26 protein-coding genes are annotated in these 26738 nt (G+C 41.3%); 23 read left to right on the forward strand and 3 right to left on the reverse strand.

The window, feature by feature from the left end; all coding sequences use genetic code 11:
• The first annotated feature begins 1064 nt into the window (after window positions 1-1064).
• The 22 genes from PCY71_RS12555 to PCY71_RS12660 all read left to right on the forward strand — a co-directional run bounded on the left by PCY71_RS12555 (window position 1065) and on the right by PCY71_RS12660 (window position 23652).
• The gene (locus tag PCY71_RS12555) at window positions 1065-2747 is read left to right on the forward strand and encodes a GspE/PulE family protein (protein ID WP_002899360.1); all 1683 of its coding nucleotides are present in this window, start codon (window positions 1065-1067) and stop codon (window positions 2745-2747) included.
• A gap of 1 nt (window position 2748) precedes the next feature.
• Window positions 2749-3813: a type IV pilus twitching motility protein PilT gene (locus tag PCY71_RS12560; RefSeq protein WP_011837691.1), complete on the forward strand. Its 1065-nt coding sequence runs from the start codon at window positions 2749-2751 to the stop codon at window positions 3811-3813.
• Between the two features lie 3 nt (window positions 3814-3816).
• Window positions 3817-5043 (forward strand): type II secretion system F family protein, encoded by a 1227-nt coding sequence (locus PCY71_RS12565; protein WP_002919963.1) that lies wholly within the window; start codon window positions 3817-3819, stop codon window positions 5041-5043.
• Between the two features lie 170 nt (window positions 5044-5213).
• The gene (locus PCY71_RS12570; RefSeq protein ID WP_002919962.1) at window positions 5214-5672 is read left to right on the forward strand and encodes a prepilin-type N-terminal cleavage/methylation domain-containing protein; all 459 of its coding nucleotides are present in this window, start codon (window positions 5214-5216) and stop codon (window positions 5670-5672) included.
• A gap of 151 nt (window positions 5673-5823) precedes the next feature.
• Entirely contained in the window at window positions 5824-6273 is a 450-nt protein-coding gene (locus PCY71_RS12575) for a prepilin-type N-terminal cleavage/methylation domain-containing protein (protein WP_061583796.1), read from the forward strand.
• Between the two features lie 38 nt (window positions 6274-6311).
• Window positions 6312-6755, forward strand: coding sequence for a prepilin-type N-terminal cleavage/methylation domain-containing protein (locus tag PCY71_RS12580; RefSeq protein WP_002907548.1), 444 nt, complete (start codon window positions 6312-6314; stop codon window positions 6753-6755).
• Between the two features lie 123 nt (window positions 6756-6878).
• A complete protein-coding gene (locus PCY71_RS12585) occupies window positions 6879-7364 on the forward strand; it encodes a hypothetical protein (RefSeq protein WP_002907544.1) in 486 nt (161 codons plus the stop codon).
• On the forward strand, window positions 7357-8772 hold the full coding sequence (locus PCY71_RS12590; protein ID WP_048773761.1) for a VWA domain-containing protein: 1416 nt from the start codon (window positions 7357-7359) through the stop codon (window positions 8770-8772). Before PCY71_RS12585 ends, PCY71_RS12590 begins: the two co-directional genes overlap by 8 nt.
• Before the next feature lie 12 nt (window positions 8773-8784).
• Entirely contained in the window at window positions 8785-10272 is a 1488-nt protein-coding gene (locus PCY71_RS12595) for a type II secretion system protein (protein ID WP_048773763.1), read from the forward strand.
• A 43-nt stretch (window positions 10273-10315) separates the two neighbouring features.
• On the forward strand, window positions 10316-11728 hold the full coding sequence (pilM, locus tag PCY71_RS12600; RefSeq protein ID WP_048773764.1) for a pilus assembly protein PilM: 1413 nt from the start codon (window positions 10316-10318) through the stop codon (window positions 11726-11728).
• Window positions 11728-12309 (forward strand): PilN domain-containing protein, encoded by a 582-nt coding sequence (locus tag PCY71_RS12605; RefSeq protein WP_002899352.1) that lies wholly within the window; start codon window positions 11728-11730, stop codon window positions 12307-12309. The genes pilM and PCY71_RS12605 overlap by 1 nt, the downstream gene beginning before the upstream one ends.
• Entirely contained in the window at window positions 12293-13879 is a 1587-nt protein-coding gene (locus PCY71_RS12610) for a hypothetical protein (protein WP_048773766.1), read from the forward strand. The genes PCY71_RS12605 and PCY71_RS12610 overlap by 17 nt, the downstream gene beginning before the upstream one ends.
• A gap of 264 nt (window positions 13880-14143) precedes the next feature.
• The gene (locus PCY71_RS12615; protein WP_048773767.1) at window positions 14144-15871 is read left to right on the forward strand and encodes a major facilitator transporter; all 1728 of its coding nucleotides are present in this window, start codon (window positions 14144-14146) and stop codon (window positions 15869-15871) included.
• Window positions 15872-15926: 55 nt separating this feature from the next.
• Window positions 15927-17015 (forward strand): hypothetical protein, encoded by a 1089-nt coding sequence (locus PCY71_RS12620; protein ID WP_048773769.1) that lies wholly within the window; start codon window positions 15927-15929, stop codon window positions 17013-17015.
• A 7-nt stretch (window positions 17016-17022) separates the two neighbouring features.
• The gene (locus PCY71_RS12625) at window positions 17023-18087 is read left to right on the forward strand and encodes a VanW family protein (protein WP_032905359.1); all 1065 of its coding nucleotides are present in this window, start codon (window positions 17023-17025) and stop codon (window positions 18085-18087) included.
• Window positions 18084-18896 (forward strand): A24 family peptidase, encoded by an 813-nt coding sequence (locus PCY71_RS12630; RefSeq protein ID WP_032905358.1) that lies wholly within the window; start codon window positions 18084-18086, stop codon window positions 18894-18896. The genes PCY71_RS12625 and PCY71_RS12630 overlap by 4 nt, the downstream gene beginning before the upstream one ends.
• Window positions 18897-18931: 35 nt before the next feature.
• On the forward strand, window positions 18932-19531 hold the full coding sequence (locus PCY71_RS12635) for a glucosaminidase domain-containing protein (RefSeq protein ID WP_002894168.1): 600 nt from the start codon (window positions 18932-18934) through the stop codon (window positions 19529-19531).
• Window positions 19532-19691: 160 nt separating this feature from the next.
• Window positions 19692-20606, forward strand: coding sequence for a hypothetical protein (locus tag PCY71_RS12640; protein ID WP_032905357.1), 915 nt, complete (start codon window positions 19692-19694; stop codon window positions 20604-20606).
• A 48-nt stretch (window positions 20607-20654) separates the two neighbouring features.
• Window positions 20655-21545: a hypothetical protein gene (locus PCY71_RS12645; protein ID WP_009659195.1), complete on the forward strand. Its 891-nt coding sequence runs from the start codon at window positions 20655-20657 to the stop codon at window positions 21543-21545.
• A 51-nt stretch (window positions 21546-21596) separates the two neighbouring features.
• Window positions 21597-22631 carry a SepM family pheromone-processing serine protease gene (locus tag PCY71_RS12650; RefSeq protein ID WP_002899613.1) on the forward strand — a complete coding sequence of 345 codons (1035 nt, stop codon included), beginning with the start codon at window positions 21597-21599 and terminating at the stop codon, window positions 22629-22631.
• 197 nt (window positions 22632-22828) lie between these two features.
• Window positions 22829-23425, forward strand: a complete 597-nt coding sequence (locus PCY71_RS12655; RefSeq protein WP_009659207.1) for a membrane protein — start codon at window positions 22829-22831, stop codon at window positions 23423-23425.
• A 2-nt stretch (window positions 23426-23427) separates the two neighbouring features.
• The gene (locus PCY71_RS12660; protein ID WP_009659184.1) at window positions 23428-23652 is read left to right on the forward strand and encodes a helix-turn-helix transcriptional regulator; all 225 of its coding nucleotides are present in this window, start codon (window positions 23428-23430) and stop codon (window positions 23650-23652) included.
• 96 nt (window positions 23653-23748) lie between these two features.
• Here the strand turns inward: PCY71_RS12660 and PCY71_RS12665 are convergent, their stop codons facing one another.
• From PCY71_RS12665 to rpmF, 3 genes are all read right to left on the reverse strand, one after another.
• Window positions 23749-25134 carry a hypothetical protein gene (locus PCY71_RS12665; protein ID WP_002908272.1) on the reverse strand — a complete coding sequence of 462 codons (1386 nt, stop codon included), beginning with the start codon at window positions 25132-25134 and terminating at the stop codon, window positions 23749-23751.
• A 147-nt stretch (window positions 25135-25281) separates the two neighbouring features.
• A complete protein-coding gene (gene rpmG / locus PCY71_RS12670) occupies window positions 25282-25431 on the reverse strand; it encodes a 50S ribosomal protein L33 (protein WP_001265622.1) in 150 nt (49 codons plus the stop codon).
• A 15-nt stretch (window positions 25432-25446) separates the two neighbouring features.
• On the reverse strand, window positions 25447-25629 hold the full coding sequence (gene rpmF, locus PCY71_RS12675; protein WP_002908270.1) for a 50S ribosomal protein L32: 183 nt from the start codon (window positions 25627-25629) through the stop codon (window positions 25447-25449).
• Between the two features lie 185 nt (window positions 25630-25814).
• Here rpmF and PCY71_RS12680 point away from each other — a divergent pair, with 185 nt between their 5' ends.
• Window positions 25815-26681 (forward strand): hypothetical protein, encoded by an 867-nt coding sequence (locus tag PCY71_RS12680; RefSeq protein ID WP_002908268.1) that lies wholly within the window; start codon window positions 25815-25817, stop codon window positions 26679-26681.
• The last annotated feature ends 57 nt before the right edge of the window (window positions 26682-26738 follow it).

A 26738-nucleotide genomic window follows, 5' to 3' on the forward strand; every position in this document is an offset into this window, starting at 1 on the left:
TGCAGTCTAATTTTCATCACTTAACTGGTTCTATTTTTATGATTTTCTTCTTATTTAATTCCTCTATTTCCCTGTCTGAAAATTCTAGCTTTTTTGTTTTTGTGGGATTTCAAGAAAAAATAGACAAGCCGCGCACAATGTGCATTTTTAGATAGGTTTTAGTTTAAAATCCATGCAAATACATTGACAATGCTTTTTCTTTAGCATATACTATTGGGTAGGAAGAAACAGGCAAAGCTTGCTAAGCCTTGTCCTGAAGCGCCTTTCCTAAGCATATCGACTACCGATCAGAAAAGGACAGATGCTGTCACACTGTCCATCTGAAGGTTGAAAAAGAAGCAGTAAAGGGGAAATTTCCTCAAAAAAATTTGCTTTTTTTTATCCTCGAAGTAAAAAAACGCTTTAAAAAAGTGTCAAAAAGCTTGATATAACAAGGTTTTATCAAAATTAAACATTTTTTTAAATGTAATCATTTTTTTCGAGGCAAACCTGTTGACAAGATGTAAATTATGTCATATACTGTGATAGGTAAATGTTTTTTAAAGCAAATAAAGCTTTTGTTCCTAGCATTTCCTACCAAAATATGCATATCGGTAAAAAGAAAAGCCATAAGACAAGAATTCTTATCTTATGGCACTGGCTGCTTGATGATTCGGGTTAAACCAACTTCACACACACACGGTTTAACCTGCATCTAAAAGCATGAGAAATTTTTGCAAGAGAACTTGCTTTGTATAGTATTTAAGAACGCAAGAACAAATGTTTTTGGCATCTGCTTTTTTGCGCCCCTTTTGACAAAATTAGAACGCCCCTTATCAATCCTAGGATTGTTTTAAGGACTGTTACTAGGTTTATCAGATGGAGATACTGCTCAAAGCATCTAACTTAAAACATTAAGTTTGGTTCTATTGGTAAATTTTCCATGTACTAGCCTAACTTAAAAAGCTTAAAGAAACCTTAAAGGAAACTTTAAGCGAGGGAGATTTTTTTAAGAAAGCTGTTATCTATTAACGCATAGAAAGAATTGAAGGATTTTTACAAAAAATCACAGACAGGAGAAACAAATGGCACTAATCGCTATATTGGTTCAATTCAATCTGATAACGGCAGCTCAAAAAGAAGAAATTCTTCAAGATATGCCACAATCAAACATGCAGTTAGAGAGATATCTAATCAGCAAAGGCTATGTGACAGAAGAAGATATGCTGAAAGTCATGAGTTACTATTACCGTGTACCTCATGTCAATCTATCACAGTTTGTGATAGAAAAGGAAGCTGTCGAGAAGGTTTCAGAAAAAGTTGCTAAACGTCATGGATTGATTCCGATCTCTTTCACAGATGGAGAAGAGGGAGAAGAACCCAAGTTAGTAGTTGCGATGGCAGATCCAAGCAACTATATCGCCCTAGACGATGTTAAAATCGTCTCTAAGATGGCGGTAGAACCTTATGTAACTTTTCGGGATGATATTGAGAAGTATATCGATCAATACTATTCCAAAGGAGAAGAAGCCCAACAGGCAGCGACCGAAATCGAAGGTTTTAATGTGGATGAAGAGATCGTCGAAGAAGATCTCGAAATCAAAAACGCTCCGGTTGTACGTTTGATTGACTCGATTATCAGTCAGGCAATCAAGACGCGGACCAGCGATATCCATATTGAGCCCTTTGAAAAAGTTGTTCGTGTTCGTTTCCGGGTTGATGGAACCTTGGTGGAAAACATGCAGTTGAAAGCCAATGCTCACTCAGCCATTGCGACACGGATTAAGATCATGAGTGGTCTGGACATCGCTGAGCGGCGGATTCCTCAGGATGGACGGATTGAGACAACCATCGACGGCAAAGAAGTCGATATGCGGGTTTCAGTCTTGCCTACTGTATTCGGTGAAAAAATCGTTATTCGGATTTTGAGCCGGAATGCAACTCTCCTTAGTAAAGAGGAGCTGGGATTCTCGCCAACCAACCAGAAGCTCTTTGAAGATATTCTTAAGGCGCCAGAAGGCATTATCTTGCTGACTGGTCCTACGGGAAGCGGAAAGACAACCACTCTCTACACAGCGCTCCGTGAGCTCAATGATGTAGGAAAAAATATCATCACTGTTGAAGATCCGGTTGAGTACCGATTGGAAGGGGTCAACCAAGTTCAGGTAAATAATAAAGCTGGACTGACCTTTGCGAGTGGTTTGAGAAGTATCCTGCGTCAGGACCCGGACATCGTTCTCTTGGGGGAAATTCGGGACGAAGAGACAGCTAGTATCGCGGTTCGTGCCGCTATCACTGGTCACGTCGTTCTCTCGACTATCCACACCAATGACACAGCTAGTACAGTCAACCGTTTGGTCGATATGGGCATCAAGCCTTATCTGGTCTCAACGGCGACTGTCGGTATTATCGCACAGCGCTTGATTAAGCGTATCTGTCCTAAGTGTAAGACTGAGTATACTGTAGAAACAAATGAACATGCAGGTATCGGTATTCACAAAGGAGACACCTTGTATCGCGGACGCGGCTGCAACTACTGCAGCGGTACGGGATACTATGGACGTATTGCCATCCACGAAATCATGGCGGTGACACGGGAGATTAAGTCACTAATTAATGATGGTGGAACAACGTCACAGCTTCGAGCAGAAGCTAAGAAAAATGGTATGCGAGACTTGGCGGAGGAGGCCATTGATATCGCAAAACAGGGGACTACAACGATTGAAGAAGCAATGAAGATTGCCTTCAGTCTAGAAGGGGAAGTTTAGGATGAATTTGGATGAGTTAATTAAGCAGGCGATTGAAGCGGGTGCATCAGATATCCACTTCACGGTTGGCGCTGAGCCAAGCATGCGTCTGCACGGGAGGTTAACACAACTCAACAATACAATTTTGACCAACGAAGACACGGTTCGCTTCACCAAGCATATTTTAAATGAGAAGCAGATTGCCCATCTTTTAGAAGTCGGTGAAGTGGACTGTGCCTACGAGGTCGACAATGGCTATCGCTTGCGGGTCAATATCTTTAAGCAGAAAAACAACTGCGGGATCGCCTTGCGGGTCATTCCCAAGGATATTCCATCTATGGAATCTCTGGGATTGCCACCAGTTATCAAAAAACTGGCTGAGAAACGCCGGGGGCTGATATTGGTTACCGGGCCAACAGGAAGCGGAAAGTCAACGACCCTGGCAACCATGATCAACTACATGAACAGCTTGCGGGACGAGCACATCATCACGATTGAAGATCCGATCGAGTACATGCACACGCATAATAAGTGCTTGGTCAACCAACGTGAGCTGGGAGCGGATACGCAGAGTTTCGGCAATGCCCTCCGCGGTGCCCTTCGTCAGGACCCGGATGTCATCCTAGTCGGTGAGATGCGGGATAAGGAAACGATTGAAATCGCTCTGCGTGCGGCGGAAACAGGTCACTTGGTCCTGTCAACTCTCCACACGGTCGGTGCCGTAAACACCATGGACCGGATTATCGACGTATTTCCAGCCGAGCAGCAGGAGCAAATCCGCGTACAGCTTTCAGCCGTTATGGAAGGGGTTGTATCGCAGCAGCTCATGCGTACAGCGACCGGAAAAGGTCGTGTAGCCGCCTTTGAAATCATGCTGGGGACACCCGCTATTCGCAACCTCATTCGCGAAGGGAAGACCCACCAGCTGCTGACCCCAATCCAAACAGGGGCTCAGCTAGGCATGATTACCATGGACACTTCGCTCATGGGACTCTACCGTCGCAATGTCATCGACCAAAGAACGCTGCTGTCCTACTCAGTGGACCGCGCTCAAGTTGAAAAATCCCTAGGAATAGTGGGGTACTAGAGCATGACAGTATATGTTTGTAAATACTTAGACACTCGGCAAGGAGTCGTTACACTAGAGGTGGATGCTCCAAACCGGACAGACGCCGTCAATCGGATCCGTCTCAAAGGTAAGCCGATCAGTGTCGAAGAAAAGGTCATGGGCTCTAAGGAAATCACCCTTTTCCAAAGTAAGAAGATTAAGCTCAAGGACATATCGCTCTTCTGTAAGCAGATGTCGGTTATGTTAAACTCGGGTATCCCGCTCAACAATGCAGTGGATATCTTAGAGCAGCAGACAGATGCCAAAAACTTGAAGGCAAGTCTGAAGGTTATCAGTAAAGGCCTGAAGGAAGGGAATCAGCTGTCCAAGGCTCTAATCGAGCAAAATGGTCTCTTTCCCGACCTCTTGATCCGTATGGTACAGGCCGGTGAAAAGACTGGTAAGCTAGACGAGGTACTGGAAAGAATGTCTGAGCACTATAATAAGGAGCTCAAGACAAGTCGCCAGATTCGCGGAGCTATGATCTATCCAGCGGTCCTTGCCTTTCTGGCAGTAGCTGCCACCTTGGTCTTGCTCTATGTCGTTATCCCTAACTTCTCGGGAATCTTTGAGCAGAGTGGTGTAGCATTACCTTTGCCAACACGTATCGTCTTGGCAGCTAGTAACTTTGTCCAGTCTTACTGGTATATCCTCTTTGGTGGGGTTGGGCTTCTAGTCTTCCTATTCCTGCGTTATCGCAGTACTGAAGCAGGACGCTATCAACTGGACCAGCTCAAGCTCAAGATGCCAGTCGTCAAAGGACCGATGCAGAAGATTGTCACTGCTCGTTTCGCCAGTACCTTAGCTACTCTTACCAGTGCGGGTATCCCTCTGGTAGAGGCCATTGATTCAGCTGCTGCAACGACCAATAACGCTGTTGTTATTGACAAGTTGAGAATTGCCAATGAAGGTCTGCAAAAAGGGGAACGTCTGACGGGTATGCTGACCTCGACAGGTCTCTTCCCTCCAATGATGCTCTCGATGGTCAAGATTGGTGAGGAGTCTGGGTCTCTGGAGTCTATGCTCAATAAAACATCAGATTTTTATGAAGAAGAACTTGAAGCAGCTATCAAGCAGTTGCTCTCACTCTTGGAACCAGCCATGATTATCTTCATGGGGGTTATCATCGGAGGTATTGTTGCTTCTGTTATGTTACCAATGTTTGAAATTGCTAATGCTGTTCAACAGGGCGCTGAAGCAAATCAATAAAAGATTATTTACAGAAAAAAGTTAGGATTCGCAGAGTAATTGCTCTGCACAAAAAGTTAGGAAAACCGTTCGGATGCTGGGAGTTTGTGGGGTCTCCCAGCTAGGAACAAAACGAATGCCCCTGTGGGCGGAAATAGTAAAAATTATGAAAAAATAGGAGAACTATTCAAATGTTAAACAAATTGCAAAAGTTCCGTCAGGACTTGAAGAAAAAAGGTAAAGGTTTTACCTTGGTTGAGTTGATTGTCGTAATCATCATCATCGCTGTTTTGGCAGCGGTCGCTATCCCAGCTATCACAGGATTCCAAGACAGCGCACGTAAAAGCCGTATCGAAACAGAACACCGCCAGTTGGTATCAGCTATTCAATCTTATCTTGGTTCACAAGTAGATCCTGAAAATCCTGCTGAAGCACCAACTCTTGAGAAATTGCGCCCTTACATTGCGAAAAACTCTCAAGGTAAAGGCACTCTTGCCGATACTCTTGCTAAAGATGGAACAAATAACGGCCCAGCTCACGTAATTACTGGTAACAAGTTGATTTCAACTTATACTCCAAAGAGTGGCGGTGCTGCTAAGACTTGGACCTATGACTGGAAAGAAAACAGCGCTCCAACTGCAACACCTTAATTTATCTAGTGAATTTTCCACTTAACGGTGGAAAATAAAAAACTAGCGTTGTAATTGAAGATGTTATCTCAAAGTCTAGTAAAACCCTACCTTTGGGATACTTAAAAAGAAGTAAGATATATAAATCAAGAAAAATAGGAGAATAATTCAAATGTTAAATAAATTGCAAAAGTTCCGTCAGGATTTGAAGAAAAAAGGTAAAGGTTTTACCTTGGTTGAGTTGATTGTCGTAATCATCATCATCGCTGTTTTGGCAGCGGTCGCTATCCCAGCTATCACAGGATTCCAAGACAGCGCACGTAAAAGCCGTATCGAAACAGAACACCGCCAGTTGGTATCAGCTATTCAATCTTATCTTGGTTCACAAGTAGATCCTGAAAATCCTGCTGAAGCACCAACTCTTGAGAAATTGCGCCCTTACATTGCGAAAAACTCTCAAGGTAAAGGCACTCTTGCCGATACTCTTGCTAAAGATGGAACAAATAACGGCCCAGCTCACGTAATTACTGGTAACAAGTTGATTTCAACTTATACTCCAAAGAGTGGCGGTGCTGCTAAGACTTGGACCTATGACTGGAAGTCTAACAGTAATTCGCAATAATAAACAGTTAGATGTAAAAACAGGGAGAACATCAACGAATGCTAAAGAAACTGCAAAAGTTCCGTCAGGACTTGAAGAAAAAAGGTAAAGGTTTTACCTTGGTTGAGTTGATTGTGGTGATTATCATCATCGCAGTTCTCGCAGCAGTCGCTATCCCTTCTCTTGTTTCTTTCCAGGACACTGCTCGCAAGGCACGTATCCAGTCGGAACATCGTCAGCTTGTTCAGGCTGTACAGTCCTATATTGGCTCGCAAGTTGAACCAGAAACGGCTGATGTGCCAGATCTTGATGCGCTCAAGCCTTATATAGCCAAAGAATCTCAGGGTTCAGGAGAGCTTTCTAAGACCCTCGCAGCAGATAATGGTAAGATTGCCCATGAGGTTAATAAGACGAGTCATAAGCTGATTTCGACTTATACGCCTGCTAGTGGCGGGAAGCCTATTACTTGGGAATTTGACTGGAGATCTAATAGCGCTAGCTAATAATAGAAAATTAGAGAAAATCTCTATTCCGACTGCCAAGGCAGTCGGATATTACCAAAGTAGTTGTCAGGTGATGACAACTATTTTGGCAATATCAAAAAAGAAAATTAGGAGATATTATCCATGAAAGGGAAAAAAAGACAAGGGTCAACCCTGCCTATGGTTATTGTGACCATTGTACTATTGGTGGCTATGCTGGGTATTATGGCATCTATCGTGGACACGGGGCAGGTACAGACTCAACGTATGTATAGTTATATGAAAGCAAAGTATGCAGCGACTTCAGGTTCTCAGCTAGCTCTAGGAGCTTATTTTGGCGATGAAGGCGGAAAAATTCTTTATAATGAATTTGGAGCTCGGGCTGAAAGTCGAAATAGATCTAGGGAGCCAATCAAGTCAACTCACACTTTTAAGGATGGTGCCAAAGCAGAGATTGAAATCAATGGATCTTTTGAAGGGGCTACTAGTGGAAGCGAGAATTATTATATTACAATAGTTTCCAAATCCTATCTTACTGGAAGTAAAAGTTATTATGAGCACACAGTCGTCTTTAAATGGGCTACCAGTGGGATTCGTTCGGAAAAGGGGCGATTAGTTACAAATGAATAAAGGAGAGCAGATGAACAAATTAAAAAAAGGTTTCACTCTGGTCGAGTTGATGGTTAGTATCATGCTAACTTCAATGGTTCTGCTGATTGTGGGAGTTATCTTTAATACCATGTTCACAAGCCGAAAGCTGATTCAACAGGAAGCATCCATTCAGGCAGATATGAGAACTTCCATGCAATATGTGGATAGAACTATCAGTAAATCTACAGCGATTTTCATCCTCGATGACTCTAAATATGGCAATAAATCAAAATTTACTAAAGGCTGGAGTTATGTTGGGCTTTCTGAGGATGGGAAAAAGATTCTCAACTATATATGGGATAAAGCAAATAACGATTGGATAATCAGAGAGCTAGGAACAAAATCACTCTATGATTTGAAAATGGAGTTAGATTTCAAGAAAAATGATGACTATAAGGATAATCGTCTGGTTTCTTATGAACTGAAAGGGAAATACGCAGGTTCTCAAAATCAGCTGAGTATACACACAGCTATGTCAGCTCTTAATACTAAGCAAGTGTTTTCTAAGGTTGCTAAAGGGAAAAGAGGCATAGCTCTGGCTTATCGTGATGATCCAATCGAAGGTCAGGCCAATGTAGCAATCAGCTTTGTCTTTGATGCTTCAGGTTCTATGGAGTTCAGCTTGGATGGTACAGAAAAAGTAAATCCTTATTCTAATAACCCACTGAAAAATAGAAGTCGTATTGATATCCTGAGAGAAAAGACTAAGAAGATGATGGCGGATCTTCAGCCAATCGGAAATGTCAGTGTCAATCTTGTTCAGTTTAATTCTCATGCTAGCTTTGTACAGCAAAATTTTATTGAGCTAGACAAGGGGCTAACTTCTATTAATAGTGCGATTGATAATCTGAATCCAGAACATGCAACTAATCCAGGTGATGGTCTTCGTTATGGAATGGTTAGTCTTCAAAGCAATGCGGCCCAACTTAAATATGTAGTTCTACTGACAGATGGGGTACCAAATTCTTATATGGTGGGTCCTCAATATAATTATTGGGGAAATAAGATTGAAACTAGAACAAGGGATGGATTCGTAAACCAGGCTTATTTTAATACTTGGAAGTATGACTTATCAACGGGCTTCCATTCGACCCGAGCAAACTCTGCTTTTGCAGGTGGGAATCCTAGCTGGGCAGTAGATGGAGCTATAGAATATTCTGGTGAGGTTTCAAAGCAGTTTAAAAAAGGAATCAAGCGAGTAAATGTCATTGGTTTTTCAGCGAAGGAAGCTGACAAGCAGCAGGGAAGTAGGTTAACTGCTGCTATTAAAGAAGGGGTTCCAGAAACTAGCTATACAGATGTATCAGATGATAAGCAGCTTGAGCAGACATTTGCTGATATCAAAAAGCAAGTAGAGCAAGATTTGTGGTTTGTAAATGGACCGTAGTAAGGAGGAAATATGAAACAGCACTTTTTACAAAAGAGAAGGGGTGTAACCCTTGTGGAAGTTCTGATATCCTTGATTATTCTGTCTGTCGTTACTGTTTCGTTATTGGCCTTCTTCTCAACAGGTTATCAATCTATTATGCGTCAGCGTGGTCAAAACATTGAAAACTTTGATGCGCAGGAGTCCTTTGAGAAGAGACTATCTCAGATTAAGCGAGAAGGTGGCCACGGAACAGAGACAGAAAACTTTGTCTATCGGAAGGGAAACGAGGCTTCTCGGTCCATACCTGTCAAAGGTCAGACCCTCTCTTATGATGATAAAAAGAAAGTTCTTCGTCTTTTTGTAGCGAATGCCAAGGAAAGTGTCCTCGATATCCCAACTGACCTATCTGTTAGACTTAAAGACTCAAAGGGGTTCTACTATGTTGGAGAAGATGCTCCAGAAGGTGAAGCAAGTCTGAATCAGGGACAGCAAAATAACAAATCTAAAATTCATCTTGAATCTGGCTGGTTTGAAGGTGATAGAAACATTGAAAAAGACGGGGAACGCCTTGTTCCTATTGGTACACCAGGGAATAGAATCGCAAGCAACAATTCCCGCATTGTCTTTCCAAGTATGCCGGGAGATTTTACTCTAAAACCTAATTTATCCAATAGGAAGTTTACTATTACTGATAGTATGCGAGGGAAGTATTTAACTTATGCGGCAAGAGCTATTAACTCTTTCGGTCGTGTTGGCGAGTACCAAGAGGCTGAAAAACGTATTTGGGTAATGGGACTTCCTGTCACTAATAATTTAGAGGTTCATACGGATGCTGATTTGATTTTGCAGAAGAATGGGGATGGAAGTAAATCTCTTTTACCTTCTGATGGAGTCTCTCATACAGATACTGACATTCAAAATCACGCCAAGCCAAATCAGCCGTATGTTGGGAACTATCCGGTGTTGAGCTACTATGAGGAAGCTATTAAACAGCCACGTCAATTCATTGCTCTTAGTGATAAACCAAACGATAAAAAAGAAATGGGATTTACGAGAGACTTTAGCAATGGTCTGACAACATCTATCCTACTTGGAAATCGTCAGCAGTCAGGGAAAATTCTGACTTATCAGTTAGACAACACTTTGTCTTGGGGTATTAATCTAGAGGCAGATGGTAGATTAGATTTTATTAAAACAGATAAAAGCGTAGATAACAGTGGGGGGCAGCAACCGTCATCAGTGAGGATAGATTATAACAAAGATAATTCTATCCAAGTGCGGAGTGCTGTAGTGAACAACACAAGTCTAGTTATAGAAGTTTTCGTTAATGGTCAGTTAGTACATACCGAGAACATAAGACTAAGCAGTACTCAAGTGACTCATAACTTTAGCAGTGGTAAGGTCATTTTTAGCGGTAATACTTACATTAATGAGTTTGCTATTTATACAACAGCTTTGAGAGATCCGGATATAAACAAGCTAGCTGAATACTTCCGCGATAAGTATAAGGCAAGCTAACAAGGAAATAGTTTTTAGGAAAAATAAGGGAGATTAGGAGATTATGGCAAAAAATATGTTTTCGTCCAAGGGGCGCAGAAGAGCTCTGGACGAAGAAGATAATGAGAAAAAAGGCTCATTTTTAGGAAAATTAAATAAACCGCTCTTCTCATCAAAAGGGAAACATAAAGAACACTTATCTATTCAAGGAGTTCAAATCAAGTCAGATCGTCAAGAAGACTTTGACGATGAGGAAAAGTCAACAGCAAAAGGGAGCTTCTTAACCAAGCTCAACAAGCCGCTCTTTTCTAAGAATAGTGGCAGTGATGACATGCCTGCTAAGTCTGGCAATCGTTCACTCTTTGCTAAGAAAGGCAGTGGTGCGGCGAGCCAGCCGGTCACTAGAATGCATGCACCTTACACTATGTTTGGTAAACCAATCAAGGGTAATCTGATGGCCATTGACTTCACTGACGAATCAGTCTATCTGGTTGTTGCTAGACAGAAGCGCAATGAGCTGGAGATTATCAAAATGGCATCTGCCAATCTGCCAGAAGGTGTTGTACTGAATAGTGAGATTATCGACCCGATTACTCTCAAAAACATTATCAGTGACCTGATGGAGCAGCATGCTATCACTGCTAAGTATGCATTCTTTGCTCTGGGCAATACCAATATCATCGCTCGTTCGGTTGATGTGGCAGCTAGTGTGCAGAATGATGAGGATATTGAGGGCTTGGTATCTTACGAGCTCCAGCAATATCTGGATATTGATCCGACTTCCTATGTTATTCAATTCCAAGAGCAAGAGTCTAATTCAGCTTTTCCGCTTGATGAAGATACCCGCTCACTCATGGTCTATGCTGTGCCAAAAGGCGTGGTAGAGCAATATCTGGGCTTGGCTGAGAATTTGAAGCTGACACCTTATGTCTTTGACCTTCAGTCTAATACCTTTGAAAAATGGCTGGAACGCGTTCAGGCGGTTAACAATCGCGCTAAGAAGCTGACCAAGGAAAATGTCGGCATGGTACATCTGAGCAAGAGCTTCATTGGTGTCTATCTCTACTCAGAAGGAAAGTTTGTGACTAGTAACTATCTCAACCGTGGCTACAAGGACATCCTAAGCTATGCAGACGACGCTAGTCTGCTGCAGAAGCTTCCAGCAGTGGCTTCAGATGATCTGGATACAGGTCTTTTGAAGAGGGCCTTGGATGAGTGGGTGGCTGATGCTAAGAACCACATTCTCAATACTGAAAACTTCTTCAGCGGATCAACCGGTCTCAACATTGACAGTTTCTATGTCTTTGGGGACCAGGACATCTGTTGGCAGTTGGCATCTATTTTGAAGCAGAACATGAATCGGGAATTCATCTCAATTGATAATGTAGATTATGAGAATGTACTGTGGGAAGGTTCTGCGGAGTTTAATGCGGAGTTCATTCCGGCTACAGCCATGTTGATTAGGAGAGCAAACTAATGCGGAGAGATTTAAACTACTTTTCAAAATATCATGTGGCACCGGCTAAAACCAGTCCACTGAAACTTGCTGCTATTTCCGCTTTTGCTGGGATTGCAGCGATTATGATTGTGCTGATTGGCTTCTTCCAGTTTAGCGCTATGCACCTCCAAGGTGAGATTGACCGAGCGGAGCAGACGCTCAAGAGCCCAGAGATGGCTCAAGAGCTGAAGGCAGTTTCTGAGACTGAAGATAAGATTGTTACGGTCAAGAATGACGAACTTCTCTTTACCAGCCTGGAAGGCGACTTCCGCCGCTTGCACCGAGTAAACAAAGCCTTTATGGACTTCCTCAATAAAAACGTGACACGGAACCTGGTTTTTGACGATATCAAGATTAATAACGACAATGTAGAAATCAATGGTTCGTCTCAAGAGCATCTTTCCATCGCTAAGTTTGAGGAAGAGCTTCGTAAGTCAGAGAAGTTTAACCATATTTTTGTGGATAACATTACTCGCGAGGAAAAGGATAACAATACAGTGTACAAGTTTAACATTAAAATTTTGACGAAGGATGTAGATTTCAATGAAGAGCAAAAATGAGAAAGAAAAGAAAAAAATCCTGAGTAATTTAAATGAGCGGGACAAGAAATTGTTGGCCTGTGTTGGAGGAGTAGCGGTCCTTGCTGGTGGAGGGTATCTGGTAACAAATTCTTATACACGGATGGCGCAGTTAGCTGAAGAGCATGCAACTATCTCGACAGAGTTGGAAGGCAAAAATGCCAAGATTAGTCAGAGGAAGTCTCTTACCAAGCAGCTCCAAACTTTGAATGCTAAGACTCTGGATCAGGCTAAGAAGTACTATGGTACGACCAATCAAGGGGAGTTCATCTTCTTGATTGACAAGTTGGTCAACGAAAGCGGTATTAAATTCAAGTCTGTCAACTACACTGAGAGCACAGAGTTGGAACTCCAGAAAGAGGGATTGGCTGCGACTTCGTCCAATGGTCAAAATTCCAACAATTCTGGAACGACTAGCAGTTCAAGCTCGAGTGAGACGTCTTCTTCATCCAGTACGACCTCTAGCTCGTCTGGTACATCGTCCTCATCTTCATCTAGTAGCAGCTCTTCATCAGATGCCAATACTGCAACAACAACTGCAGCTAATACAGCAACACCAGGGAACGGAACGGCCAATAATACTAACATCACGCAGATGACAGCGGACATTGAGTTCGAAGGAACTTATACACAGGTTCTGAAATTGTTGGAATTGATTGATGGCAATCAGCAAAAAATCGTTTCCAGTGAGCTGGAATTGGGCGGAAAGAAAAGCCTGTCTAGCACTGAGGAGAATAAAAACCCAGAATTGACCAGCGGTAAAATCAAGCTGCGTTTCTATCAGGTTAAAGACGTCGAGCGCTATGTGACCTTAGAGAGCAACGTCGATAAGACACCGATTCAGTTTGCTAACTGGCAGTCTCCATTTGCCATTCCAACGTGGCAGGCAGGTTCTATATCTGTAACGACAGCTGGTGGCGGCACTGATGCAACTGGCAATAAGGGCAGTTTGGGGGCCGCAACAACCAATACAACTAGCAGCGCAAATGCTAGCAGCAGTACCAATCTGGCTCCGTCTTATTTGGAGCAGCTTAGCACTCAGTCTAGTCGAAATGATGGTCTGTCAGCATATTACAATTCATCAACTATCTACCGCTTCGAATCACCACTGAAGCTGACTCAGTCAGGCGGCAGCAATCAGTATGATGTGACAGTTGACAATACGGACTTCCTAGAGGGTTCAGGTTCCAACGTGGTTAAGATTCCAGCAACAAAATCATCTACTATGTATGAAATGGAATTTGCAGCACCGTATGTATCCTTGAACAATAAGCCTGATGCTATCAGCTTCTCTCTATCTCTGTCTAATCAATGGCAGGGCAAGATTGGCTTGATTGTCAAGAATGCCAGTGGGCAGAAGATTTACCTTCACGTCATTCGTCCCAACAGCTGGACTGGCTGGCGCGAAGTTAGCTTCGATCCTGAAAACATTCCAGGATTTAGCTATCCAATGACTATTGTAGGTTACTACTTCGAAACTCCGAGCGGAGAAAGCCCTGAAACGACTATGAAGCTGGATAACCTATCTGTGAACAACTTGGTAGTTAGCTAAAACATTTTGAAAAAATACCAAATAAGTCTATGGTTTAAAATTTCAAGAGCATGAGTAAATTTTTCTTAAAAAAATGCTAAAAACCAAGTTATTAGACTAGTATTCACGGTGCATTTATAGTAAACTAAAACATAGAGATATTTGAAGTATAATACAAGCAAACTCAGAATAGACGCCCGAGTCTATTTTGGGTTTTAATGGAGTTTATGGAAAAACAAAATCAAGACTGGTTTTGCATTGAAAAAGTTTAATATCATTTAGAAAGTGGGGGGTGTCGAAAATATTCAAATGGCATATTTTTTACCTTTTGGAGCAGGGCTTATAGCGCTGCATACGATTAGCATTTTATTTGTTTCTAGGATTTCATTAATAAAGCGCCTTTTTCTCGTAGTATGGGTCATGCTATTTGCGATTGGTGCTCCATTCCTCTTTCAACAAGTTCCCGGCATAGCCTTTGTTGGACTCTGTGCTTTGGCCTTGGCTGTCTATATGGTGCTGCTCTTTTCACAGGAGCTAGCTCCTGTCAAGAAGAGAGCAACTGCTTCAGCGCGAAGCAGAAGCCAGAAGCATACCAAGAGCTCACGCAAGAAAGTGGAAGCGACGAGCGCAGGCTTGTCATCTGCTAGAGATTTGAACTTCTCCGATGCTTCAACCGGTAGGATGAGAAAGGAAAGTAAAGAAAGGGTTCAGGCTGAGGAAAGTCCGGCAAGGCAGAGGGTATCTGCTTCTGGTCGCACCCTAGCAGACCGTTCTATCAAAAAGGATATGACAAGATTTGAGAAAGTAAAACCTCTCTACCCGGTTGATAATCTGGCTACAGCTCCTGCCTTTGGAGAATATGAGCCAAACAGTCAGCTAGCGGCAGCTGAGGTCGGTATGGACCACAGCGCACAAAAGGCCAATGATGAATTTTTGCAGTCCCTGCTTCATCACCGAAAGGGTTCTACTAAGATTAAGGTGGCCAACTCTCTGATTCAGCCTACGGAAGCAAATGCAGCCGGCAATCAAGGCTATACAGATATAGATGATCCAGCCTTTGAGACTGCTGTTCTGTCTAAGATTAGACCGATGTCCTATACTGAGTCTAGCTATGGCAACTTCAGACCGCAGGCGGTTGAGGTGACAGGTGTTGTTTCTCAAGATGAGGAAGAATTCTTCACTGAGCAAGAACAAGCTCAGCAGCCAGTGGCAGAAGAAGTAGGCAACAGCCTGGAAGATGTTTTTGCTGCTACGGGAGATATCAAGCCAGTTAGAGCAGAAGAGTCGAGAGCAGCAAACAGCTTAGAATCTCTCTTCTTTGCTGACTCAGATGTCGAGCCACAAGCTAAGATGGATTCCGCCTTCAGTCAAGCAGCTGCAGAGCCAGAATTTTCTGCTACTGAAGAGTCTATGGTTAGCCGTGATCGTGCTGATATTCAGGGTTATCAAGATATTCTCAGCCAGATTCAGCATGATTTGTTGGGATCTGAAGAGGAAGATTTGACTGCTGAAGTGGCAGAGACTTGGGAGGAAGAAAGCAGCTTCTCACCTGCTGCAGAAACGTTTGAGTTTGAAGCAGCTGCTGAACCAGCAGTTGTTCAATCAGTTTCTGAAAACGCTCTTTGGACACAGGCTGAGCCTATTCAAGAAGCAGTTGCAGATGAAACAGAAGAAGACTTGCTCAAGGGAATTGCTAACATCCTCAAAGCTGAGGAAGCACAAGTCAAAGCTGCTCCGGTCGTTCCGGCTACAGATGAGACAGAAGAAGATTTGCTTCAGAAAATCACTGATATCCTCAAGGCTGAGGAAGCAGCAGAAGCAAGACCAGCTGCAGCAACAGCGGGAGATAAAGAAGTCTATTTCCAATTCCTCCTACTGGAAAGTCAGGAATTATTGGCTTCAAATGCAGTTCAAGAAGCTGAGAGCTATCTGAAAGAAATTGTTCAAGGCAGTTCAGATCAAAATCTTCGTCAAGAAGCGTTCAACATGCTGGACAAAATCGTGAAAAATTAATACTATATAAACATACAATTGATTGTAATCAATTAGAAGGGTTTTAGGGGAAATTATGAAAAGTTGTAAAACAATCACAGGGACCGTTGTCATTGAGATTGAAAAAGGGATGGGACTGGGTGAAGTCCATGAAGTCTTTGTTGACGAGGGGGTCAATCTGACTTTTGTTATTAAGTCAAAGCAGTCTGAACAGCCTTTTGCCTTGCTGTCTAGCAAGAACATCCAAGGCATCGGTGACTTTGCGGTCATGGTAGAAAACAGCTCAGTCTTTCAAGAGCTGGAAGAGGCTGATCTGAAGGTCTTGAACGACAAGCAGGGTAGCGTCTTTGACGAAATTGTCATCACAATTGATGGAAACAAGGTGGGAACTGTTGTTGACTATCATATTGATGAAAAGAATGAAATTGGTTACTTGGTGGTTAATTCTGAAGATGCCAGCGAGGAAATTCAGATTCCTAAATCACGCATCTTGATGATTGGTAAAGAGTACATCATCCTCAATGATGAAAAAAAGACAGCTCCTCATCTTGAAGCAGATGTAGAAATGGGCCGTCTGGCTGCAGCAGATCTGCTTCATGAAACTGAAGCTGCAAAACCTGCCGAAAAAATTGAGGAAGTAGTTGCTGAAGCACCTGTATTCGAGCCAGTTGTAGATGAAAAAGTAGATGTAAAAGAAGAAGTTGCGACAGATTTGACAGAGGCCTTGGCTGCTGTAGGTCTGGGAGCTGCTTCTCCTGAGTTGGAGTTTTCTGAAGCAGTCGTAGAGACAGCAGAAGAACCAGAAGTTCAAGACTTGGTACAAGAAACAACAGCTCCAGCTGAAGAAGAAGTTGAAGAAACAGATGCAGCGCTGAGTCTGGATGCTGCTTTGGAAGAAGTATTGGCAGCCCCTGCTGAGGAAGTAGAAACAACTATCAGCACAGCGCCAGTTGCTGAAGAAGAGTCAGGAGCAAAGAAAGCTGTTAATGACTTTATCGATCGGCAAAAACGTCTTCTGGTAGGTAAAACACTGCAAAAAGATCTTGTTAATGCAGATGGAGGAGTAATCCTGAATGCCGGAGATACTGTTTCAGATGACATCATTGATTTTCTTCGCCGTATCGACCGTAAATTCCTTATCCGCTTAGCTGAATGCGTAGTATAAGGTTGGGATGAGATTCATGTCAAGAAGAAAAAGAAAGGTTTCATCAAAATATCAAAAACTACTTCCAGCAGCGACACTTGCTGCCTTTCTGCTGGGTAGTTTATTTTATGTCATTTTTGTCTTTAATCCAACGATTGACCTGAGTATCAATGGCCGTCCCTCTATGAAGGTTCGCTCTCGGAGCGAAGCTGAGATTGAAGTTTACAGAGAACTGCCCTATAAGGCGACTTTTCAGCTGTCTACGGGGCAACACTTCTCTGTAGATATGCGCTTTTTAGGATTGAGCTATTTCACAGAAGAAGAGCTTAAGCGGCTGGATAATATTTCAGCCAAGACAGTTTGGGATAAGTTTACACCGTTTTTCGATACCAAGGAAAATCTACAGATTTCCATCTATCCTAACCGTCTTTTTTGGCTTAGACCTTTAAACGATGTCTTAGCTGCCCATCCCGATGTTCTCAGTCAGCTTCCAACGACCAATCACCTGGTCATGGACGGCGAGTCTAATGTAAAGGTGGGAGACAAGTCTAATGGCTATAAGATTGACCCTGCTGCTTTTATCCAAGCATCTGAGGAGATTGCCAAGACTGGTAAATTTGATGATGTCAAGGTTGAGAGTATGCCTGTCGAAGCAGAAGATCAAAGTGAGCTTCTGAGCCAATATACGCACTTTATAGAGCGTAAGGAAGTACCACTGCCGACCAACGCTGCCCAAGCTCAAAACATGAAAACGGCCTTTTATAAGCTGCAGAATGTTTACTTGGCTCCTGGCGAGACCAAGTCTATCTCAGAGTTGCTGGGAGCTTTGAATGCGGAGTCTGGCTATCTGCCAGTCAAGGGCAAGGATAATAAAGAAGTTTACGGTCAGGGTGCTGAGCAGATTATAGATGCCATTCAGCAGCTCGCCTTTTCACGGACCAATGTTATTTCCTATCGAGGACAGTATTTCAACATCGGAACGCCTGCTGAAGGTTTGACCGAATTGACCATTCAAAACAATACAGAAACAGATATGGTATTTTCATTAAGTTTGGAGGAGGGACAAGTATCCATCATTCTGGCATCTAAGTGATACTCAAGGGAAGTCGAAGTTTGACATTGTTACCTGAGATTTTCAAAGAGTATAAAAAGGGAAAAATTATGATTGCAAGTTTAGTATTTATATTAGGTGTCGTATTTGGGAGCTTTTTCAATGTCGTCATCTACCGTGTGCCGCTGGAAAAGAGCATTGCCAAAGGTCGGTCCATGTGCCCGTCCTGCGGTCATGTCTTGACTTCGGTGGAACTGATTCCGGTTGTGTCGATTATCATGCAGGGCTTTAAATGCAAGCACTGCAAGGAGCCGATTTCACCGCGCTATCTCATTGTGGAGCTCCTGACGGGTCTGCTCTGGTTGGCCTCTTATCTGATCTTTCAAGATCAGGGGCCATGGATGGTTGTTTCAGCCTGTCTTTTGGTTTCGCTTTGTCTCATTATCGGTTATATCGATTTTGATACTCAGTACATCTCGGACTCGGTTCTGCTGGTTTTCTGGCTGGGACGTATGGCTGTTACGTTTTTTACCAATGAGTTTAATTGGGACCTGCTCCTTTCGCTGCTAGTCGGCGCTGGTCTCTACTCTCTCATTTATTTTGGGGCCAAGGCTTATTACAAGAAAGAGGCTTTCGGGATGGGAGACATCCTTTACTTAGCTGCCCTGAGCAGTTGGTTTAGCCCTTTGAATACGCTGATTTTGGGATATGGTTCTTTCTTTGTGGCTGGAGCTATTCTCTTAATCGCAACCATCTTTAAGAAATTCAAATTTAAGTTGAAAGAAGAAGTCCCTTTTGGTCCTGCTATGAGTATCATGGCGGTCATCCTATATTTCTGGGGAGGAATCTAGGAAACCAAAAGCGACAATAGAAATGGATAGAAAAAATGTTTAGGAAGAAAAAAGTTATCATAGCATTAGCGACAGCTACTGTCCTTTCAGGCAGTGTGTTGCCTGTCAGCCGCCTAGCGGCAAATGAAAAGGCCAGTTTGGATCCGTCTTTAGTGCAGGTGTCAGATCAGTTTCAGGCCAAGAAGACAGGAGCAGTCGTCTTTTCAGAAGATGTAACAGTGCCAAGCACAGTGTCAGCCGATTTCATTGATAGTCGTTTGGCTGGCACACCGATGGCTGGATTGGGAAAAGCTTTCAAAAAAGCAGAGAAAGATCATGGAGTTAATGCAATTTTTCTCGTAGGGCTGGCTATTCACGAATCGGATTACGGCCGCAGTCAGATTGCTCAAGCCAAGCACAACCTGTTTGGTTTTATGGCTTATGACTCCAGTCCTTTTTCCAGTGCAGGAAATTTCGCAACATTTGATGATGGTATAGATACCGTTGCCCGCTATCTCAGCGAGCACTATCTCAAGCCTGGCGGTCAGTTCTACAATGGTAAGAGCATGGCTGCTATCAATGTAAGATACGCATCTGACAAAACTTGGTCAAGCAAGATTATGATTCGTATTCGAAATTTTTTGAAAAAAGGTTAAGGAGGCTGGGACAATCGTGTCTCAGCTTGCTTTATTATAGAAAGAATTTCTTTTGGTGAGGTTATTGACGGGGTTTTTCTTGCTCTTTGAGGCTCTAAAAATTCCTAATCATCCTCTCAGGACTAAAAAATAAAAACTTGCTTCTGCGACATCGTCTTTTATGGCGAAAAATGACTTAATTAGGGGATTTATGAAAAGAAAGTTTGATGTAAGCGATGTTTTAAAGGAAGCCTGGGGACTGACTGTTGATTACTTTTTTGTATGGACAGCAGGGCTTGCTATCATTCAACTGCCGTTTTTTATTCTGGGGCTGTTAATTCTATTTTTTTCTCCATTGACTTCTACATTTCTTCCAAGTATAATTCTGCTGGGATTTCTATGTTCTTTTGTGATTGCTTATATCCATAAGTTTTCCTTGACCATGGTTCGTAATCCGCAGATGGTGCGAAGAAACTTCTGGAGGGCTGTTGGCTACAGTATTTCTGATGGCTTTTTTGGGCGTTTGCTTTCTATGTCTATTTACGTCTTCATGTTTTTCTTGGCTATGTTACTTCTTTTTGTATACTTCTATAATGCCTTGATGTCAGATGCAAATTTTCAAGAGATTATAGGAACTGGGCTTATTTGGGTTGCAAATAACCCAGAGAAGATGGCTAGTATGCTCTTCCTGCTTTTTTTGATAGCACCAATGTTTAACTTGGTATTCCATTTGTTTTACAGTTATTTTATAGTCTCTCACTTCTTCTTGTTGCCTTATATTATTCAAGATACCAACTCCTCTGATAACCTAATGCGTCCTCTGTCAGCCTTTGGCAGCTTGGGCAAGTCCTTTTCTTGTATGAATGGTCAGAGGGGGCGTTACTTACTGGTAGAGCTTGTCTTAAAGCTTATTCCTGTAGTATTGGGTCTGATAGAAATTTTGAGTTTACTTTTTAGTGCTGGCGTGTCTAATATTGTGGGAATGATTGTTAGTATGATAAATGGCTTTTTGCTGATTTATGCCTTGGCAGCCCGCTCGGTCATGGCTGACATCCTGATGTCTTATGATCGGGAAATAGTTAATTTTGGAGATTAATATTTATGAAAAAATTAGAAAGGGTTTTAGGATTTAGGATAATGAACGATGAATGATGTAAAAGTAACAAGGGTTTTCAGAGAAGCTTGGATTTTTGTTACAGAATATTATTTTGTCTGGCTGAAAGGCCTTTTGCTGGTCGGAATCCCGCTTGCAGTGCTGGGCTGGTTTCTTTTTCCGCTGGTTTCGAGTTGGTCTTACCGGTCCATTTTAGTCTTGACCTGTTTGGCTTTTATAATTGCCTTCGGTTTTGCTTATGTCAATAAATTTGCCTTGACAGTGATACGAAATCCGCAGATGGTTAAGCTCTATTTTGGCTATGCGGTTTGGTACAGTATCTCAGATGGCTTGCTTACTCGCCTCTTTTATTCCTTCATTGTCAGTGCAGTCCAGGTTCTGATTCTGTACATGGGTTGGTCGGCAATTGGCATCAATCTTGGGGTGGCTAGTCTCTTTGCCTTTTATCGGAGAGCAGTAAGTCCAGAGGCCATTGTAATTTTCCAGTTTCTTTTTCCTTTCTTGTTCATGGTCTTTTACCTGCTCTTCACTTATCTGGTTGATTCGCACTTCTTTTTGCTGTCTTATATCATTCAGGATACTAGCTCAAGAGACAATCTGGCCAAGCCGCTTTCTTTTTATGGCTGTTTGAGAAAGTCAGTCCTGCTGATGAAGGAGCGCAGGGGTCGTTATGTTCTGCTCAGCTTTTTTCTAGCTTCTTTTGGTGGGATGATTGGCTTGGGTACTCATCTCCTGATGGATCTGATAAGGCAGTATATTGGTCCCTTGCTGGGGGAACTGGATGATTTACTTGACCTGATTCAGATGATTCCTGTCCTAGTTTTCAGTAGCTTTTACTGTGTATTTGTTCTGGTTGTTCGGACAGTTTTTGCTGATACTCTGATGGAAAATGATGCCGAAGTGGTGGATTTTGGTGATTAATTTAGGAAGTAGAAAGACCAGACAATACTTAATAGAAACAAGAGGAAGGGTATGAAATCAGTAACAAGAATCTTAATAACAGCTTTGGTGCTAACTGGGATAGGCTTTATTCCTCTCCCTTATGAATTAGAGACCGTGAGGCCGGCTTTGAATGCCAAAGACTTTGTCCAAGTTCAAGGAGGAACTGATAAAGGAAAAGGTAAAATCTATGTCATGGCTGTTGGTGTTTCCAAGGCCCGAGTGTTCAGTCTCTTTTTGACTCTGCTGCCTAATTACAGGCTGGAAACAGAGTATGTCTCTGTTCCTGAAAACTATTTCGATAAGGAAAAGGGACGGGAAGAGCGAGAGAACAGCACTATGGGATCTTCCCATCTCAATGCCTTGCAAGTGGCTTATCAGGCTGCTGGTCGTACAGTTGAGATTAGACATAAAGAGATTTACGTAGGTGGCATCAGCAGTGAGACACCTCTGTCAAAGGAGCTGCAGAAAGGCGATGTGATTTTAAAGATTGACAATCAGACTTACACTAGCCCATACGACATCGTTGATCAGATGGAACAGCGGACAGTCGGCGATGTGGTATCAATTGAGTACAGTCGAAATGGTGTAATCGGTTTGGCTAGCGGTCCTGTAATTGTGGATGAGACAACTGGTAAACCTGGTTTGGGAATCGAATTGGGTTCTAAAGCTAGTGTTGCCATGAATCCTCTGACGGAGTTTAAGAGCAACGGTGTAGCAGGTCCCTCTGGTGGACTCATGTTCAGTCTGGAGCTTTACAATCAGCTCGTGTCTGAAGACATTACTAAAGGAAAAACTATTGCTGGTACTGGAACGATTGACCACAAGGGAAATGTTGGCCGGATTGGCGGGATAGAGATGAAGGTCATGGCTGCCGATAAGGCAGGCGCGGAGATTTTCTTTGTCCCTGATGACACCATTGATGCCGATATTGCCCAGTACAATCCCAAGTTGCGCTCTAACTACCATGAGGCACTTCGTGCTTCTATCAAAATCAAGAGTAAAATGAAAATCGTCCCTGTCAAAACCTTCAACGAAGCTTTGAACTATCTCAGAGAGATGGAATAAGGGACTTTGCTACTCTATGAATAGTCAATAGAAACACAAGCTCTTGCTAGTTATTTATCTGGCGAGAGCTTTTATTATAGAATTTTTTCAAATAATTGCCACCTTAGCACATAAATACTTGATTTCCAAATCGCTGTGTGATATATTTATAACATAAAGAGTGTTAAATATTTCTAACACAAGGAAAGGAGTCTATCATGAAAAATAGTCAAAAAACGGGTGGTCTCATTGCGATGATTGCCGCAGCTCTCTTTATTGATTTTACTGTTTTATTTAGTTCTAATCTTAGTTGGGGACCCAAGTTGATTATTGTTGGTATTTCAGTATTAGGTCAGATTGTAGCTATTTGGGGCTGGCTGCACATGAAACCATGGCCTCATAAGAGTCAGAAAGGTAAGGGAAAGACTATTTTTGACTTGTCTGCTAAGCTATACACGATGCTTTTGTTTGCAGCAACCATTTTTTATACAGTAGGAATTTGGGTTGCGACCCCAAGCGAAGGATCCAGCATTAAGGAATGGATTTTGGGAGTTGGCCTCGTTATTGAAGCAATTGTATTTGGTTTTTTCTCTTTGAAAAATGTCAAGGAAACTCCAGACGAACGTTTCTATGCTAATCTAGCTAAGGCAGCTAGCTTGATGTTTGTTTTTATACTAGGCGCACTGATGATCCTAGCAGTTATCATTGGATACATGGGGTCTCTCACTCTTTACATGGGCCAGATCTTTATTAGCATAGCTGCCTTGATTTGCATCTTTGCAGTTGTCTATCTTATCTTAGAACGGAGAGGATGATCATGGCCAAAGAAAGCAAGATTATCACTAATCTCAAATCCGTTCGCGAATCCAAGGGCATGACTCAGCAGGAGCTAGCTGACCGCATCGGTATGCGGCGCGAGACAATTCTGCACTTGGAAAATAACCGCTACAACCCTTCGCTGGAAATGGCTCTCAAAATTGCTCAAGTCTTCAATCTAAAAGTAGAAGATCTCTTTGAACTCAGACAGAAAGAGGAGGAATAATTCTTTTCGAGACCTGCTATTAAGTGTGTTGATTAATTAGGAATTGAAGCCAAAATAAAAAAACCTTTGAAATCAACATTTCAAAGGTTTTAAATATCATTTATGATTTCTATGCATTAGTATTCCAATAGCCAAAAGGATAGTAATCAAAGCACTTATTGATAAAATTTTAATATTATTAGTAAAAATATCTACAATCTGAAGAACAGAAACCGAACTAACAATGAAAAGCATAATTTCCATAATTCTATTCTTTTGTAACTCATTAAATTGGTTTCGCTTTTTTAATAAATTGAATTCTTCTTGCTTAATTTTTTCTATATATTCATCATGCTTAAAGTAAGAGTTCTTTTGTAAATGAGTAAACAAGTCAAAAACAGCTCGATGATTGATTCGATAGATAAAAAGAGAAGATCTTTTATAGTTGTGAATCCACTCATTAAATTTAATTAGCTGTTTATCATTTGAAAGTTGAAATTTTTCGAGTCCGTCCATAATAGTTTCATCTAGACAAACTAACTGAAAGAACGGAGTAGCTGAAGATAAAAAGAAGCTAGCTTGTTTTAGAAAATTAGATTCAAAATTATTAGGATTGTCGTTATTCCATATGATATAATTTGCACCTTTGTTTATATAATTAATATAATCTAAATCAAAGTAGTTTGTTAAATAATGTTTTGACCGTTCTTTAGAAAATGGATCTGCTGGAACATTTGGAGCTGCATTAACCATGTGAGTGTATAATTTATCTTTTTTAAAGAAATCTAATTTATTCATTTCGTTCATATTAGTGATAAAATGTAAGAAAAAGTAACGTTCACTTAATTGTATTCCTCCATTTATAGATGACAGCTCCTGTTTAATGTAATTTAAAATGTCAAAAAGTTGTTGACTTGAATTATAAGAATATATTCGACTTTTTTGTTTGAAATCAGGAAACATTTTGGCTTTCATTTTTGTATAGGAACTGAAAAAGTCTATAGCATAGAATGAAGATCTTAAGTCCTCAAATAATTCTATTATTATTGATCCGTTTTGAAAAATAGTGAGCGTAACAAAGAAAAAATGTAATTCATCTTCTAAACTTAATTCTATCAGAGGTGCAAAAACAAATTTAACAAATTGGTTAGATTTAGCACCGGATAGATAATTTTGTTTTGCATTTTCTAGTTTTGTAAAATATAAATCTAAATAGTAATTTGTTTTCTCGTCTACCTCGCTTTTTAAATGTCGTAACTCTTTGGGGATTTTCCATGATTTATGTTTTTTTTGAAAAAGTTTTTTATTGTCGGTTGCTATTAATGTCATAATTGTAGCAGGATGATTTTCAAATTTCTTAATTATTATTTCTGTTAAATTATTATTGTCTATTTTGTATAAGTCAGTACTCAACATATAAAAACAAGTGATTTTGACTTCTTCAATTTGTTTGGAAACTTCGGAAATTTTTTTAGTGAAATTGATTCTGTTTGTCTTTTTCATATTATCTACCTTTAAAGATTTTCTTATGATAATTATATCAAAATTTTATGTATTCAAATTTTAATCAGTTATAATTCAGTTATTTTGCTAAAATCAAAAGAAAAAATCCTTTGAAATGTTGATTTCAAAGGATTTTCTTTATCTCAATTATTTAACCTCTGTAAACACAACGTGCTTGCGAAGTTTTGGTGAGTATTTCTTCAATTGAAGACGGTCTGGTGTGTTGCGTTTGTTTTTAGAAGTAAGGTACAAGCGTTCACCAGATTCTTTGTGTTCAAGTGTGATATTTACGCGCATGGTAGCTCCCTTCTATTATTCTGCTGCAGCAGCTTTGGCAATCTTACGGCCCTTGTAGTATCCTTTAAGGGATACACGGTGAGAGCGTGAGTAATCACCAGTAGTTTCGTCAAAAGATACAGTTGGAGCTGTCACTTTGTAGTGAGTGCGGCGTTTGTTTTTTTTCGCTTTTGAAGTGCGACGTGCAGGTACTGCCATTGTTTGTTTCTCCTTTTAGATTATGAATTCGATTCAATTTGATGATTTTCATCAACTTTAACAGTATAACAAAACTTTTTTGTAAAGTAAAGTTACTTGACAGATTTTTTTAAATCTTTTCTGCTTAGGTTTTTAAAAGAAACCGGTTTTTCCGTATGCTATAATAGGAACAAAGGAGGCGGACTATGAAAGCAGCATTAAAATTACTTAGTCTATTCTGGCTGGGAATCATGTGTATTATTTTAGTCTTTTGGGGGGTGAAAAGTTTTCGTGATTATCAAACTATGAAAGAAGTGGAAAAGCATCTGACTATGGATTTCCAAAGAATGGGATACAAGGGGAAAGTGACAGTCAAAAACTACGATAGACCGGCAGGTTATGGTGAGACCATGGACTTTAGCTATAAAGAAAAGATTGATGGAAGACTTTTGACCTTCTCAGATAGCGTGGATTATGATCCGACAACCAAGCAATACGAAGCTTCAAGATTAAGTCCCGTGCCTGAGGAAACTGAAACTGGCTTAGATGATAGCATTCAGCTAGAAGCCATGTGGCAGCAGACTTATGTTCAGAAGCAGTTTAAGAAAATGAAGTCGGTCTTCAAAAAGCTAGAAGATGAGGATCTGACTTTAAAAGAAATTTCAGGTGAAACAATGGAAGTGCTTCATCAGGATGATAATCAAATAACCTCAGAAATGCTGGATGCTGGGCAAGCAGAGCTAGTTCAGGATTTCCAAAAGAACAGGCAGAAAGGCCTGCCTCTCAATGGTTATTATAATGTTGATGTCGAGTCTTATCTGCAAAAACATACTCTGCAGCTTCGAGTGAACTATGAGCTATTAGTTGATGATTTGTATGATGATGAGAAAGCTAGAGATAAGTACTCCGGAGTATTTTTTCAAAAGCTTAAAAAGTTAGACTACAGTCAATTTTGGGATGGTTATTACCTAGTAGGCTATGATTTGAGAGAGCGTTCTGGTAGCGGTATAGGCGGGAATTCTGAGGTGATTGTGTTGGATATCCGTGGGGGTAAATTGGTTCGCACTTTTTAGAATTTTATTATTTTTAAGGAAAATTCATTTTTTGAAAAATTCTGAAAATTTAAAAAT

It is taken from the genome of Streptococcus sp. SN3 (assembly GCF_030439905.1).